The sequence below is a fragment of the Burkholderia sp. 9775_39 genome (genome assembly GCF_015712225.1).
Taxonomy (GTDB): domain Bacteria; phylum Pseudomonadota; class Gammaproteobacteria; order Burkholderiales; family Burkholderiaceae; genus Burkholderia; species Burkholderia cenocepacia.
In genome coordinates this window covers 16,317-32,800 of the sequence record NZ_JACCQC010000001.1, presented here as the reverse complement: position 1 = coordinate 32,800, position 16,484 = coordinate 16,317, and the positions used below count along the sequence as shown (strand labels likewise).

The window sequence follows — 16,484 nt, the reverse complement described above, 5'->3', positions numbered from 1 at the left end:
CGGGCGACCGCGCATCAGCCGACGTTGATCGACTGCCCGACATGCAGCACGTTCGGCGCCGACGCCAGGCCCGGATTCAGCTGCAGGATCTCGTTCAGCGCGCGCGCATCCTGCTGGTCGCGCGTCATCGCGTTGCGGTCGTGCTGCGACACGTGCGCGGCGTCGAGCAGCGACTGGCGATGCGCGTCGGCGATCACCCACAGCGAATCGCCGGCCACGACGATGGTCGGCTGCGCGGCCGACGACGGCGGCGCGGCGGGCTGAGCGGGCGCCGTAGTGCCCGTCGTGCCGGTCCCGGGTGGTTGCGTTGCGGTAGTGCCCGGCGCGAGGCCGGCCGTCGGCGCGCCGGCGGTCGGTTGCGGCGGCTGATGTGATGGCGACGGCGATGCCGGCGTCGACTGCGGCTTGTGCGGCGACGAGCCCGAGCCGCCCGACGGCGGGCCGAAGAACAGGTTCTGCAATTGCGTGAAGCCCCAGATTCCGATCGGCACGAGGATCAGCGCGGTCGGATATTTCCTGACCCAGCGCGTCGCGTTCGGGAAATGCGTGTTCAGGCGCGCGCCGAGCAGCATCAACGTCGACGTCGCGGCCGTTGCCGCGAGCCCGTAGTGACCTTTGTCGTATTGCGCGATCGAGCCCGCGACGCCGCTCGCGACGCCGACGAAATCCGACGTCGAGTCGATCAGGCGCACGACGCGGCTGCGCTTGTCCGCGTTCACGCGGTGCGCGCTCACCGCATAGACGAGGCCCGAATACGTCGCGGCGAGCGCCGCGCTCGCGGTCGTCAGCGCGCCCGCGACGGTCGGCGTGGTCATCAGCCCGTGCACGCCGACGGCGATCGTCCCCGAATAGCCGACGATCGCGCTGCCGCGTCCGACGAGGCCGAGCAGCCGGCGGGAATTGCCGTGATGCAGTTGCGCGAGCGACGTGCCGCCGACCATGCCCTGCATGTTCGCGAGCAGGTCGACCGACAGTTCCCTGATCTGCGCGGCCGCATCGTCGAAGCCGATGAGCCCCTGGCGATGCATGTCGACCAGGTGGGTCGCCTTCACGCGGGTTTCGTTCGTCAGCAGGTCGAGCTGTTGGAGCCGCGCCGGGTTGTAGCCGTGTACCGGCGCGGTCAGCTGCTGCGCAAGCGAGCGCTGCAGGCGGTCGAGCACGTCGTGCACCGCGCGTGGATCGCCGCTCTGCAGGCTCTGCACCGCGCCCTGGTGCATCGCGCCGAACACGCGGCCTGCACGCGCGCCGACGAACAGTGCGGTGTTCGCGTGGGTCAGCGCATCCGAACTCATCACGGTCATGCCGTTGAACACGTTCAGCGCGACGAGCGAGCTGGCGCCGGCCACCGTGCCGCCGAAGCCGAGCGACCACGCCCAGTCGCGCTTGCCGAACGACGGGCGGTGGACGCGCAGCGCATTGAGCTGCGCGAGCGCGGCTTCCTGCGGGTTGCCGAGCTGGTGGCTCGGCTGTGCGACGATGTCGCGGTTCACGAGGACGGGCTTGGTCTCGTCGATCGCGAGCTTCGGATCGGCGGCCACCGCGCGCCAGAACGCGGTGCTCGATGCATTCGGGTTCGCATGCGCACCCATCTTGCGTTCGGTAGCGGGCTTGCCGTACTGGTTCAGCCAGCGCTTGCCGGCATCGCGTGCGCGCAGCTCGGCCCGGTTGGCGGGTGCGGTGCTGTTCCAGTAGTTCTCCTGCGCATAAGTGATCGTCGCCTGCCGTGCGCGGTCCATCAGCGCGGTCGTATGGCCTTCGTACAGGTCGGCGCGCAATTGCGCGAGCTCGTCGGGTGTCATCTTGTTCGCGAGGCCGACGCGTTCGACTTCGGCGAACAGCACCTGATGCTGGTTCGCGAGCGTTTGCGCGCCGACCCGTTCGAACACGCGCGTGAGCGCATCGGCGCCGTGCAGGCGCGCGAGTTTGTCGGGTGCATGCAGCTTGTAGTCGACGAGCGTGCGGGCGAGGGCGGCGGTCAGATCCTGATTCGCGACGAAGTCCGAGCCATGCGTCGCATACGACAGCCCGAGATGAACCCAGTCGAGTTCCTTGCAGTCGAGCACGGCCTCGACGAGCTTCAGGTGGCCGTCGCCGGGCGCCGGTTCGAGCACGGCGTCCCAGCCGTGGAACGTCACCATCACATGCGGCGCGGTTTTGCCGGTGTGCTGCCGCGCCCACGTTTCGAGCGCGTCGAACGTGCGCACGTAGTCGTGGTACGCATCGTTGGTGCCAGCCAGCGTGCGCTGGTCCTCGGCCGACACGAGCGCGCGCGACGGCGCGGTTTCGAGGCGCAGCACGAAGCCGCCTTCGGACGCCGCATCGAGCCATTTGAACAGGTGGTCGAGGTCGTCGAGTTCGAGATGGCGGCCCGTGCCGACGATGTCGATCCGCGCGTTCGCTTCGTCGAACTGCGCGTTGTCGAGCTTGCCGAGTTCGCGCACGCGGCGGATGAACGCGGGGTCGTGTTTCCGGCCGAGCGCGGCGGCCAGCGAATACGGATCGACCGCGACGGATACGGCCGGCATCGCCCCGCCATAGCGCTTCACGAGCGCGAGCATTTCGGCGGGGTCGTCGCGCAACGTGAAGCCGCGCGCCATCAGCGCGAGGCGATCCTGGAGCTCGGCCTTCGCGCGGGCATAGGCCTGCAACGCGTGCCGGTCCGCGGCGCGTGCGATCGACAGATAGGTGATCGCGCGCTTCGCATGGCGCGACACCAGGTTCGCCGCATGGTCGGGTCGCGACAGCGGGCCGCGCCACGGCATGCTCGACACATCGCGCGCGAGCCGCAACGGGATGCCGAGCGCCTTCATCATCACGCTGTCGGCCATCATGACCTGGCGTGTCGCGCCGAGGTCGAGCGGCTCGCCGGTGCGGCCCGCGAACGCCTTCACGCGCTCGTGCTCCGGGAACCAGTCGTCGAGCTTCGCCTTGCCGAAGCGGAGGATCCATTCGGCGACCGTCGCGCTCGTCAGGCCCGGCTGATAGGTCTTGATGCTGAACGGCTTGCCGGCCGGCGCGGCCTGCGGCGCCGGCGACGCGGCCGGTGCGGGCGCCGCCGGCGCGTTCCGGCTGCCTTTCTTGCCCTTGCCGCGCGCAGCCTTGTTCGGTTTCGCGGGCGGATTGGCGGACGCCGTGCCGGACGCGGGATCGCCGGCAAGTGTGGCCTGCTGGTGCTTCGCGGCCGCCAGTTCGGCCGCGATGCGGCGCCGCAGTTCGCCGAACGGCGCGGACGATTCCGCGGCGGCCTTCTGCAACTGCTTGTCGAGTTCCGCTTGTTTCAGCGCATAGGCCGCGACCTGCGTCGGCTTCGTGCGTGCATCGAATTCCGCCGGGTCGAGCCGCGTCACGAGAAAGTGCCGGTCCGAGCCGTCCGGACCGCCGCCGATCTTGGTCCTGTCGAGATCGACGCCGGGCTTGCGCTCGTCGGCGAAATGCGCGGCATCGTCGAACCATTGCAACGTGCCGTCGCGGGTCGCGAGGAGGCCGTCAGGCTGATGCAGCGTGTCGATCAGCGCGCCTTCCGTGCCGTAGACGTAGATGAAGTATTCCGGGCCGACCTGGCCGAGATCGATCACGCGCCGCAGGTGCAGCGTGTTCGCGCCGTTGAAATCGTGCACGTCGTCAGCCGATTTCGGCAGCAGGTTCGGCGCGACCCACGGGTTGGCGAGCGATGTCGCGCCGGCCGGCGGCTTGCCTCTCGACTGAAGCTTGCCGAGCCGGCGCTGCACGCGGTCGCTCGTTTTCATCGACGGCGGCTTTTGCTCGGCGATCGGCAACGCCCGCTCGGCCGGCGCGAAGCCGCCATAGCGGGATACCACCGATTCCGGCAGCGACGACGGGACGAACACGACGCCGCGCCGTCCGTCGGGCAGGCCGCGGGCGCGGCGGCGGAATGCGGCGCCGAGATCCTGTTCGGCGATCGATGCATCGCCGACCGAGGTTTTCTCGTGATACGCCCAGCCGCTGCCGCCTTGCTTGGGCACGGCGTAGCCGAGCACCTTGCCGGTTTTCCGGTCGACCGCGAAGATCGTCGTGCTGTCGTCGGCGACCTTCGCGGCCGCCTTGGGCCGCTTGAATTGCGGCGCGCCGGCGAGTGCGCCGATCTGCTCGACGACCTCCTGCGCAGGCGCGTCGCCGGAAGGCTCGGCATTCCATACGCGTTTCGAGTCGACGGCTTCGACCTTCGCCGCGCCGCCGAATTGCCGCAGCTCGTCGAGCGACACCGGCGACAGGTAGAAGTCGAATTGCGCACGCGCTTCATGCGGCGTCGCGCTGCCGCTGCGCTTGCGCGGACGCGTGCCCGGATAGAGCGCGTCGCGCAAGTCGTGCGACGGCGCGCCGCCCGGATCGGTCGATTCGACCTGACCGGGCTGGCCGTGCGCATCGGTCGTCAGGCTCGCGACGAATTCGGGTTGCGGATGCGTGCCGTCGTCCGCCGGCCGGTCGGCGTGCTTCGCGATCAGCACGTGGGCGTTGGGGCCCGCGTATTGCGCGAGGTCGCGGATGTCGGCCAGTTGCGTGCCGTCGATGCGCTTCAGATCGCGCTTGCCGTGCGCGTCGAGCCAGTCGGCCGCGCGGGCCTCGGGCGCAAGCACGGGGGCGGCCGGCAGGAACGACGACGGGTCCATCGGCCACATCATCATCGACGGCATCGTCCGCGGCATGGCGCCGGCTCGCCCGGCCTCGCCGTCGCGCAGCGCCTGCTCGGCCTGCGTGCGGTACAGCGCCCGATAGACGGGGTTGCCGGGCAGCGACGTCTGCACGTTGCCGAACGCGTCGGCGAGGCGCGCGAGGCCGGCCGCGTCGCCCGGCATCACATGGTCGGCTTCGCGCGCGATCGCGTCGGGCAGTACCGCGTGCGCGGCGATGTCGATGCCGGTCGATTCGAGGATCTGCTTGCGCACCGCGAACGCGTTGGCCTGCGCGCGCGCCTCGGCGCGCAGCGCGCTTTCCGCGTATGCGTCGGGGCTGCTGGTGTCGAGGTCGAGCCGGTTCGTCGCCACGTCGACCGCATGACCGAGCTCGTGGGCGAGCACGTAGACGATCGTGCCGGCGTTGCGCAGGCCGCCGTCGATCACGATCCGGCGCTGTTCGGCATCGACCTTGCTGCCGGCGCCCGCGCGGCCCTGCACGATCTGCCAGCGGCCGGGGTTCAGCAGCCGCAGTTGCGCGGCGAGCAGGCTCGACTGGTCGGCCAGCGCGTACGCGGCGTCGGGTAGCGGCGCGCCGCCGAACCACGTCCGGATCCGCGTGAAGCGCGACGGTTTCTGCACGAACGCGCCGTCCGGCAGCGATTCGCTGATCAGCGGGTGCGCGAGTTCGACGTGGCCGCTGGCGATGCCGCGTTCGAGCGGCTGGATGACGGCGTCGATCATCCCGGGCGTGCGGTTGGTTGCCGGGTCCGGATGCGGGATCAGGACGGACGGGTCGCTGAAGTGGAACTCGCCGTTCGCATCGAACAGGCCCTCGAAATCGAACGACAGGCCGTGCCGCGCGGCCAGCTCGCGCATCGTGGCGAGCTGGCGCATCGATTCGCGCGTCACGCGCTTCGGCAGGATGCCGTGCATCACGTCGAGGCTGCCGAGTTCGGCCAGCGGGCTGTACAGCACCGCGACGCGCCCGTGGTACGTGAACGGCCCGTCGACCGTGACCGTGCGCATGCCGAGCTGCGTCAACTGCTCGAGCCCGCGGTTTTCGTGGGCGAGCATCGTGCGGGCCTTGTCGCCGCTGGCGTCGAACACGCCGATCGCGTTGCGCTTGCCGAGTTCGAATACCGCCTTCGCGGTGCCCGCGCCGAGGAACGGGCCGAGCAGCGCATCGGGATCGGCGCGCCGCGCCGGATCGCCGGCGACGTGCAGCCCGTGTTCGTCGACGGCGAGCGCGCCCGCGTCGATCCGTTCGCGCGGCGACGGCGTGTAGCGCGTCCATGCGCGCGGGCCGCCGAACCGCATGCGCTGCGTGCCCTCGTCGCGCGGTTCGCCGAGCGTGCGGACCGTGCCGCTGTCGGGCACGTAGATCGTGCGTTGCCACAGGTTCGCGAGCCACGCGGCGTGTGCGGCCCCGCCTTCGCCCGCGAGCACGATGGGGGCGCCGGCCCGTGCGGGCGTGAACGCATGGCGATGGTCGATCGAATAGTCGACCGGCGTGGCGGGGTTGCCACGTGCGTCCAGCAGGCCGCCGGCTGCGTCGGTTCGCGCATGGACGAGCGTCAGCGGTTCGCCGTTCGCATAGGACACCGGACCGTGGCGCGAGAAGGACAGTGTCGGCGAGCCGCCGCCGAACCAGCGGCGCGGAAACGGCGATGCACGGTCCGCGTGCGCGTGGCTCCACTGCGCCTGTTCGTCGAGCGTGCGCGGCAGCCGAGCGCCGCCGCTGCCGCCGGACGATTCGGCCGTGTGCGGCGCGGGCATGCGCAGCGCTGCGTTGCCCGGCTGCTGCTGGCGGTCCCATGTGCTGCCGTAGAACGCACGGTAGTGTTCGCCGTCGCGGCCGGATACGGGGGCATTGCCGAATGCGTCGGCGAGGCGCGCGAGGCCGGCGTCGTCGCCCGGCATCACGTGATCGGCTTCGCGCGCGATCGCATCGGGCAGCACCGCGTGCTCGGCGATGTCGACGCCGGTCGATTCGAGGATCTGCTTGCGCACCGCGAACGCGTTGGCCTGCGCGCGCGCTTCGGCGAGCAGCGTGCTTTGCACGTACGCTTCCGGGCTGCTGGTATCGAGGCCGAGCCGGTCGTTCGACACGTCGGCCGCGTGGCCGGCTTCGTGCGCGAGCGTGTAGACGAGCGTGCCGGTGCCGCGCAGGCCGCCGTCGACCACGATCCGGCGCTGCTCGACGTCGGTGCGGCTGCCGCGTCCCGCGCGGCCCCACACGACCTGCCAGCCATCCGATTTCAGCAGGCGCAACTGGTCGGCAAGCAGGCTCGACCGGCCGGCGAGCGCATAGGCGGCGTCGGGCAGCGGCGCGCCGCCGAACCACATCCGGATCCGCGTGAAGCGCGACGGCTTCTGGATGAACGCGCCGTCCGGCAGCGATTCGCTGATCGCCGGATGCGCGAGCGCGATGCTGCCAGTGCGGATGCCGCGTTCGAGCGGCGCGATCACGGTGTCGATTTCCTCGAGCGTGGCGTCGATTTCCTCGCGGTCATCGGTGCGGAATATCGTGGCCGGGTCGCTGAAGTAGAACTCGCCGCGCGCGTCGACCACCCCCTGAAAATCGAACACCAGGCCATCGCGCTCGACGATTTCGCGCATCGCGGCAAGCTGTTGCATCGAGTCGTGCGTGATACGTGACGGCAACGCGCCGAGCGAGATGGCACGGCTGCTGAGTTCGGCGAGCGGATGGTAGAGGATCCCGATCCGGTTGCCGACCGAGAACGGGCCGTCGATGGTCAGCGTGCGCATGCCGTAGCGGCGCAGCAGGTCGAGCCCGGTGCGTTCGGTGTCGAGCGCGTCGTAATGATTCGCGAGCTGGCCGTCGCGCGGCCTCGATGGATCGACGTCGTACAGGCCGATCGCGTTGCGCTTGCCGAGTTCGAACACGCTCTTTTCGATGCCGGCGCCGAGGAACGGCCCGATCAGCGCTTGCGGGTCCAGTCGCCGTGACGGATCGCCCGCGACGTAGAGGCCGTGCGCGTCGACGGCCAGTTCGCCGTAGTCGATCCGCTCGCGCGGCGACGGCGCATAGCGGGTCCACGTGGGGACGTGGTCGAATCGCGCCTCGGGCCGCTGGCTCCCCGGGTTGCGCATGGCCGCGTCGAACGCGCGGATCGTGCCGCCGTCCGGCACGTAGACCGGCCGTTGCCAGGTGTTCGTGAGCCATGCCGCGGCCGCGTGTCCGTCGTCGGCCGCGAGGACCAGCGCGCGGCCGGTGCCGGCGCTGGTCGACGTGCCGGCGAGGAAGTGCGCGATCGAAAACGGCACGTGCTGCGCGGGGCGGCCGTGTGCGTCGAGCAGTTGGCCCGTGGCGTCGGTTCGGCCGCGAATGATCGTCACCGGTTCCTCGGTTCCCGACGACGTGCGTTCGTCCAGCATCCGCAGCGTCATCTGCCGCGGCTCGTGACGCCCGCGTTCGGCGAACGGCGAGATCGTTTCCGCATGCGCGACGCTCCACCGCACCTGTTCCTCGAGCGTGCGCGGCAGGTGCGCGCCACCGGTCCCTTCGGTCGTGTGCGGCGCCGGCATCCGGCGCGGGGCGCCGCCGTGGCGCTTCTGCTTGTCCCAGATGCCGTCGTAAAACGCCTGGTACGTCTCGCCGCGGCGGCCCGACACCGGCGCATCGGCGAACGCGTCGGCGAGCCGCTCGACCGTGCCCGCATAGTCGCTCGATGGCGACCAGCGGTCGGCCTCGTGCTGCAGCGCATCGGGCAGCGTCGTGTTCGCCGCGATGTCGCCGCCGCCCGCGAGATCGATCTCGTAGCGCGCTTCGAACGCGTTGATCTGGGCGCGCGCTTCGGCTTCGAGCGCCTTGCGCGTGAAGCGGCTGCGGCCGCTGTAGTCGAGCGAATCCAGTGTGCCGTCGATCGCCTCGACCGCATGCTTCGCCTCGTGCGCGAGCGTATAGGTGATGCTGCCCGAATCGTGCAGCGCGCCGTCGATCGTCACGCGGCGCCGCTTCGGATCGATCCGGCTGCCGCCGCCGCGCTTGCCGAGGCTCACGCGCCAGCCGGCGTCGCTCAGCATCCGCAACTGCTGCGTGAGCGTGCCCGATTGCTGCGCGAGCGCGTGGACCGCGTCCGGCAGCGGCGCGCCGCCGAAGCGCATCTGCAGCCGCGTGAACAGGCCCGGGCCGGCAAGCGACGGGTCCGCCGGCGCTTCGGTGGTGTCCGGGTGGGCGGCGGCCGGGAGCGCGTGGTCCTGGGTTCGTGCGTCCCGGGCCGGCTTGGGCGCGGCTGCCTCGCGTGCATCGTTCGCCGCTTGCGTGGGGGCGCGTTCGGCCGGCTTGACGAGCACGAGGATGCGGTTGGGCGCGCTGAATGCGCCGTCCAGCGCACGCGCCGCGCGCGCGGGCGGCTGCGGCACGGCGGCATGCGTGTCGGGGTCGGCGACGTTGCGCCGGGTCGACGCGAGCACGACGACGGTGTCGTCGTTCACGGGGCGTGGCGCGCGGCGCGCGGCGGGCGCGTCCGGATCCGCCGCAGGCGCGTCGGCTTCGACGACGCCCGCCGCGTCGGCGTGGGCCGCCTGCGCGTTCGTGCCGACGACGCGGCCGCCGGCCGCCGCGGCGTCGGGGGCGGGCAGGTAGCGCGTCAGCGGCGCATCGGCGCGCAGCGTGCCGTCGGCGTGCAGGGCATCCGGCGCGGCCGCGAATACCGGCCGCTGCCAGCGGTTCGCGAGTTCGGGGGCGACGTGCGCGTCCGCGGCATCGGCGATGACGACGATCGGTTCCGCGACGTCGGCGGGCAGCTCGCCCGCCGCGCGCGGCCGCGCGGCGTCGGGCCGGGCGGCCGCCGGGTCCTCGCCGTTGCGCACGATCAAGAGCGTGTGCTCGCCATGGTCGAGCGCCTCGACCGACGGGCCGCGCGGTACCGACACGCCGGCCGGGTCGCGCGTCGCGGGCCGGGAGGCCGGTTCGGCGTCGGTCAGGTCGATCACGCGGACCGGCGTGCGCGGCGCGACGCTGGCCGGTTCCTCGAGCGCGCCCGCGCCGGGTGCGCCGGGCGTCCGCGCGACGGCCGGATCGTGCGCCGCGCGCAGGTCGCTGCTGCGGCGATTCTGCGCGGCGACATGCGAATCGGACGCGCGCGTTTCCTGCTGGTTCTCGTCGCGCGCGGCCTGCGCTTCGCTCGTGTGCTGCGCGTTGCGTGCGCTGGCGGCCGTGGTCGCGGTGGCCGTGTCGTTCGCTGCGGTGGCGCGCGCCGCGGCTTCGTTGGCGGGCGTGGTGCGCGGCGCGCTGTCGGCCGGCGGCGTGTCGTTGCTTGCCGGTTGCCGCGGGTCGTTGCGCGACGGGACGGGCGTTTTCGCGACGAGCTTCGACGGCGCGTTGATTTCGCCGTCGCTGCCGAACGACAGCCGGTCGCCCGTCTCCGTGACCGAATCGATCTTCGTGCCTTCGGTCCAGGTCTTGCCGGTCAGCTTGACGATGCTCAGTTCGCCGTTCTCGCCGAGGATCACCGACGTCCCGCGCGGCAGGTGGTTCAGGTCCTTGTTGTTGAGCGAGTCGAGCACGCGCACGGGCATGTTGTCGTAGGTGAGCACCTTGTCGCCCGCCATCAGCGTGCCGTCTTTCGCGACCTTGATGTCGACGCCGTCGAGCGACGCGCGCGTCGCGCCGAACGCGAGTTGCGACGGCTCGTTCCTGCTCAGGATCTTCTGCAGTTGCTGTCCGTCGATCGAGATGCGCTCGCCGCCTGCCGAGCGGGCGACCACCGGCCGGCCGGTGACGCGCACCGTCGCGTTGACCACGCGGTCCCGCACGCCGCCCGCGCCCATCAGCGCGACGTTCGTGAAGCCGGACTTGAGCGCGTCCCAGCCGTGCTCGCGGTCCCCGTGCGCGAAGTCGACAGCGGCTTCGACGAAGCTTTCGCCGGCGGCGCCGAGGCCGGTGGCGAGCGAGGTGCCGCGCACGATCGCGGTGCTGATTCGCGCGGCCCTCGCCGAGCGCAGCGCGGTGACCGTCTTGGCGAAGACTTCCGAGCCCGCGAATTTCGCCGCGCCGGCCGCGCCCATCGGTACGAGGTTGAGCCAGTCGCCGCGCGCGCCGGCGTCGGTGAACGGATTGATGCTCTGGTTGTGTTCCCAGCGCGAGCCGATATCGAGCACGGATTTCGTCATGCTCGAGCCGATCGCCGTATCCATCATCAGCCCGCCCGCGAAGTTCAGCGCGCCGCCGGCGAACACGCCGACGCCGGTTGCGTCGAGCAGCACGCCGGCGCCTTCCATCAGCAGCCCGAGGCCCATCATCCCGAGATTCACCTTGCCGCCGGTCAGCGTGTTCAGCGCGCTGTCGAACCAGTCGTCGTGATGCGCGCTCTTCTGCTGGAATTGTGCGTGCCCGTTGTCGTCGTAGCCGGTCACGAGATCGAGCGTGCCGCTCGACGCAAGCTGGTTGTTGTCGAGGTAGTCGCCGATGTTGTCGTAATTCGCCGACGTGTCGTCGACGTACTGGACGTGGCCCTTGCTGTCGGTGACCTTGAAGAGCGCGCTCGTTACCATCCCGGCCGTCTTGTCCGAGTAGATCAGCGGCAGGATGTTGACCTGCGTGCCGCTGCCGCCGCCGAGCTCGAGGATTTCGCCGCGCACCTTGTTGATCGTGTCGAGCTTTTCGTTGTCGGTGTAGCGCACCGAGTCGTCGTTGACCGGCGCGGTGGGCGTGCCCGTGTCCGCCGACGGCTGCACGTCGGGCGGGAGGCCGATCGCGGTGCCGATCAGGTTGCGCTGCTCGTTGTCGGTCAGCTTGCCGAAATCGATCGTCGCGGCCTTGTTCGTGCTCGCGCCCGCCTGGTCGAGCAGCGATTGCGACAGCTCGCCCTGGTGCGCGCGGAAGAAGCCGTCGAGCGCCTTCGAATAGGCATCCTTGTCGTCCTGGCTCTGCGGGTTGCGCAGGTTCTCGGCGAGGCTCGCATCGAACTGGTCGAGCAGCACCTGCTGACGCGACATCTCGGTCAGCAACTGCAGCTTGTTGATGGTCGCGTCGGCCTGCTGCAGGTTGTTGCGCGCCTCGTCGAGCCGATCCTGGTACGGATTCGGCCGCCGCGGCGTGGGCATCGGGATCTCGTCGCCGTTCACCTCGCGCATGCGCACCGGCGTCGGGTGGTTCGCGTACCAGTCGTCGTAGGTTTTCTGCATGTCCGCGAGCTTGCCCTTCAGCACGCCTTCCTGCGTCTTCGCGTTCGCCAGCTGGAATTTCGCGGCCGCGTCGTTGAACGTGTTGGACAGGCGGCCGTCGGCCGCGCGCAGCGCGCCCGCGACGACATGGAGCTTTTTCGCGTCGAGGGCGGTCTGGCCGGTCGCGGTGGTCGGCACGGACGTGTTCGAGCCGGGCGGCTGCAGCACGAACGACGGATTCGTGAACAGCGTCGTGGGCGGGAGCGACGTCGATAGCGCGGCGGGCGGCGCCGACGTGCTCAACGACGACGACGGTGTCGGCGTCTGGGTCGTCGACGGCGCCGCGGAACTCGCGGTGCTCGATGGGCTCGGCAGCGACGTGCTGAGCGACGGCGACGGCTGCGCCGACGGGGACGGCGGCGTCGTGGACGGCGGTGGATTCGTCGACAGTGTCGGTGTCGGGTTCTGCAGCACGAACGGCACCTTCGGCTTGAGCTGCGCATCGATCTGCGCGCCGGCGTCGTCATACTGCTGCGCGAGCGTCTGGCCGTACGCGACGACGAATCCGTCGTGCGCGAGGCTGGCCTTCTGCTTTGCCTGTGCGAGCGCATCGGACGCGGCGGCGAGGTCGGCGTCGACGGTCGGATGCGGGTCCAGCGAGCGCGGATTCGCGATATGCCAGTCGTCGGATGCCGATTTCGCGGTGTCGTACTTGGTCTGCAAGTCGTCGACGGTCAACTGCGCGCCGAGCATCTGCATGTAGCTGCCGCTCGTGTTCGCCTGCGTCGTCGCGCGATCGAGCGCGGCCTTGTCGTCTTTCGTCGCGCCGGGCGTCGAGCCGATCAGGCACGCGCTGTCGGCGTCGTATTTCTGCTGCAACGTCGTGACCTGCTGCAACGTCGTGACCTGCTGCGCGTCGAGCGATGCCGCATAGGCCGCGTTCGAGTAATTGGCGATCTTCGCGGCCTGCGCGATATTGGCCTGCACCGCGTTCATGTCGACGTTGCCGTTCGCGTCGGCGGGCGGCGGATCGGGCAGGTCGACCTGCAATTGCAGCGGCTCGAGCGCATCGTTCAGCTTGCCGACGCCGGTATCGATCGCATCCTTGTAGGCAGGGTCGGCCATGTACGACTGGAATTGCGTATAGGCGAGATTCGCGTTGCTGACGTCCGCCCAGTACTTCGCCTGCGCCGTGACCGCGGTCGACGTCGCCGACTGCCAGTCGTCGTAGGCCTGGACCTGGGCGGGCGTCTTGCAATCGCCCTGCTGCGGGATGAAGTTCGGATTCGCCTTGGTCTGGTCGGGAAACAGTTTCTGCAGCGCGGCGAGCTTCGCATCGGCCTGCTGCTGCGCCGGCCCCTCGATTTTGTCGTTGCTCGGGTCGGCGCTGTACTGGTCGGCTTTCGCCTGTTCGCCGTACAGGATCCGGTAGCCGGCGTCGGTCGTGACGTCGAGTTCGCGTTGCGCGGTGGCGGCCGCGTCGTGCGCCTTCGTGTAGTTGTCGCGCGCGGCCTTGCGCTCGTCGGGTGTCGCTTCGGGGTCGCGGTTCGTCATCCGCAGCACGCCCTGCGCGCCTTGCAGCGTGTGTTGCGCGTCGTCGTACCTGGTCTGCGCGTCCTGGATCACGCGCTGGACGGCTTGCGTCGTGTCGTTGTCGACGGTGATCTCGGGCGGCGCGACGCGATACTGGTCGGCCATGTTCCGGAGCAGCGCGGTGGCCGACGCGATTTCGGCATTGGTCGGCTTGGACGGATCGGTGCCGAGGTCGGCCTGCACGGAAATCGGCGGCACGGTGGTCGGGTTCACCGGGTTGGCCGGGCCGTTGTTCGGGCCGTCGTTGGACGTACCGTCCGTATTGCGCGGCGGTTTCGGGGCGAGGTCGGGATCCAGCGTTTGCGACAGGAAACGCTGCCAGTTCAACCCCAAACCCATTCCATCGATGGACAACATGCAAGGCTCCCGTCAGGCGCGGCCGTACGCAGGGTGCACGCCGCCAGCGCCGCATGGCGCGATTTCGAGTGTACGGAAGCGGTTGGGGCAGGCACGGGGGCGATTCGTAGCGTGCGACGAGGGCGAGACGAACGGTCCGGGGATCGCTACGAGACGCGATCATGCACCGATAGTGCGCGGGACCCGACGCGGGGCGATGAGGCGGTTTGCGCATCGATTCGGGCGAGGGCGTGTGTTACAGCTGGCTTTCGGTGGTGGATGCTGTCTTACCGTTTGCTTTCCGTTTTTTTGATCAGGTATGCGAAGTAATGGGTGGTGGTGGGGGTGTTGTGGGGTCGTGCTGTCTGCCCGGAAGCGGGCGAGAGAGTGCAGCGACACGAGTGCGTCGAATCGATATCGATGGGAGGGGGAACAGGAACCGATACAGCGGGTGATTCGCTTTCGCGGCGGGCCAATAGCTGGCCACTATCTGGCTAGGTCGCGTCGACCTCTGGTGGGCCGCGGTCGACTTGCTGGAGCATGCGGTCGACGTGTAATTCGCCGAGTGCTATGTCACACCGAGGACGGACAACGCACCGGCCGGGGAAGCGGCGCGCTTCCTTCATTCCGTTCGGTCACCGTTGGGAAATTGTTACGTGACAACTTCAGATCATCATGGATCGACGACTTTATATACTGAATATGAGCCCCGCCTCCCCGAGGCGAATCTTCGATTCGCATACCGCGAAATACCGGCCTGCCAGCGCAGTCGCCCGCTCCGCCACTCGACGATCCGCAAGCATCCGGCAAAACGCCTATAATGATTGGGCAAATTGCCAGAGAGAGGTTATGAGCACCATCGCTTTTCATCCTTCGGGCGTCGCTCATCCGCGGCAGGCCGAATTCACGATTCTCGAGCAGCTGCTGGCGATCCGCGTCCGTTCGGGCGCCGATCTGGCCGAGCTGGCGAGCGCGCGCGTCGACGTGTCGGTGATCGACCGGCTGTCCGAGCGCGGGCTGAAATCGGACGAGCTGGCGTTCATCATTCCGCGCCGCACGCTGAGCCATCGTCGCCAGGCGCACGAACGCCTGTCGCCGGAAGAGTCCGACAAGGCGATCCGCCTCGCGCGCATCGTCGCGCAGGCGACGGCCACGTTCGGCGATCAGGACAAGGCGATGGCGTGGCTGCGCAACGGGCTTCAGCGCTTCGGCGGCCGCACGTCGCTCGACATGGCGAGCACCGAGCATGGTGCGCGGCTCGTCGAAGAGGCCCTCACGCAGATCGACGAGGGGTACTTCGCTTGACGACGCTGTGGCGGATCAGCAATTACGCCGATCTGAAAGGCATCGGCGGGTTGCGGGCCGGCGGCCGCTGGCATTTCGCCGGGCAACCCGTCGTGTATCTCGCCGAGCATCCGGCGCTCGCGTTGCTCGAGACGCTCGTTCATTTCGAAATCGCCACCGTCGCGCAATTGCCGAGCGCGTACCAGTTGCTGCGGATCGAGGTGCCCGATTCGGTGGACGTCGCCGAAATCGCCGAAGGCGATGCGCCGGACGACTGGCGAACGAACGTCGACTGGACGCGTAGCGCCGGCACCGAGTGGCTGCACACGCAGCCGAGCGCGCTGCTGCGCGTGCCGAGCGTCGTCGTGCCGCACGCCCACAACTTCCTGTTGAATCCGCTGCATCCGGCCGCGTCCGACATCCGCATCGCGGAAGTGATGCAATCACCATACGACACGCGAATTCTGCGGCTGGTCCAGTCGAAGCCGGGCGAATAGCGCGCCGGCGGAACAACGTTCGCGCCGGCGGCGCGCGATCAGCGTTCGTGGGCAGCGCGATCCGCGGCCGCATCGGGCGGCAGCGTCTGCCGGATACGCGTGACCGTTCGCATGCTGGCGAGGCCGAGCATCGCCGTGACGTCGGCATGCGCGTGACCGGCGAGCAACTGGCGGCGCGCATAGGTATTGCGCAGCACGCGCGGGCTCATGTCCGCTGCGCGAAAGGCGATCGCGTTCAGCGCATCGCGTACGACGAGCAGCAGGAACATGTCGTTCATGGCCCCCCCGCGCGGCGCGGGAAACAGCAGCGCCGACGGCGGCGCGTCGGTCGAGCGCGCGCGCCATGCGGCGAGCGGCGCCACCGCGAACGCGGCGAGTTCGATCCGGCGCGCCGGCCGCGCACGATCGCGCGGCACCGACAACACCGGCGGTCGCGCATCGAGTTCGGGCGCGTCGGCTGTCGCCGCACGAATTTCCGCCGACGTGATGCCGCTCGCGAGCAGCAGCGCGACGATCGCGCGATTGCGGCAGTCGGCCGGCGTGTCGTCCGCTCGAGGCTGCACATGGCGCTGCAGCGCCGCGTCGGCATCGGGCGGCAGGTAGCACGGCTCGGGCTCGCCGTCCGGCCAGGCGAGATCGCGCGTCGACCGGCCGGCCGGGTGGACCGTCCGCACGCCGGCGTCGACCAGATGCCGGCCGAGCCGGTCGATCAGCTTCGCATAGCGCACGCGCGTCGACGTGCCGGGCGCGCAGGTACGGTCGAGTTCCGCGAGGAAGGCCGCGACGTGGTCGGGCCCGAACGTGGCGAGCGACACGCGCTGCGCACTCAGGTGGCGCAGGAATCGCTCGAACATCGCGACATGCTGCACGACCGAGCGCGGCGCGAACGGCCGGCGGCCGGCGCCGGTCGCGGCGGTTTCCTGCCAGACGCGAAACGCGCCGACGGGGTCGTGGATCCAGCGATTCGTGTCCATCTCCGCTTTATAGCCGGACGCGGTGACGCCGGCAA

At 69.9% G+C, this 16,484-nt stretch carries 4 protein-coding genes; 2 read left to right on the top strand and 2 right to left on the bottom strand.

From position 1 onward, the window contains the following. Positions 1-14: 14 nt before the first annotated feature. Positions 15-13,715, bottom strand: coding sequence for an LWXIA domain-containing protein (locus H0X90_RS00080; protein ID WP_077190384.1), 13,701 nt, complete (start codon positions 13,713-13,715; stop codon positions 15-17). An 828-nt stretch (positions 13,716-14,543) separates the two neighbouring features. On the opposite strand from H0X90_RS00080, the gene H0X90_RS00075 reads away from it, so the two are divergent. Continuing rightward, the gene (locus tag H0X90_RS00075; protein ID WP_006480981.1) at positions 14,544-14,999 is read left to right on the top strand and encodes an antitoxin Xre/MbcA/ParS toxin-binding domain-containing protein; all 456 of its coding nucleotides are present in this window, start codon (positions 14,544-14,546) and stop codon (positions 14,997-14,999) included. Beyond that, positions 14,996-15,475 (top strand): RES family NAD+ phosphorylase, encoded by a 480-nt coding sequence (locus tag H0X90_RS00070; RefSeq protein WP_006497823.1) that lies wholly within the window; start codon positions 14,996-14,998, stop codon positions 15,473-15,475. Before H0X90_RS00075 ends, H0X90_RS00070 begins: the two co-directional genes overlap by 4 nt. A 38-nt stretch (positions 15,476-15,513) precedes the next feature. Here H0X90_RS00070 and H0X90_RS00065 read toward each other — a convergent pair whose 3' ends face one another. Continuing rightward, positions 15,514-16,449 carry a tyrosine-type recombinase/integrase gene (locus H0X90_RS00065; protein ID WP_077056889.1) on the bottom strand — a complete coding sequence of 312 codons (936 nt, stop codon included), beginning with the start codon at positions 16,447-16,449 and terminating at the stop codon, positions 15,514-15,516. Positions 16,450-16,484: the final 35 nt, after the last annotated feature.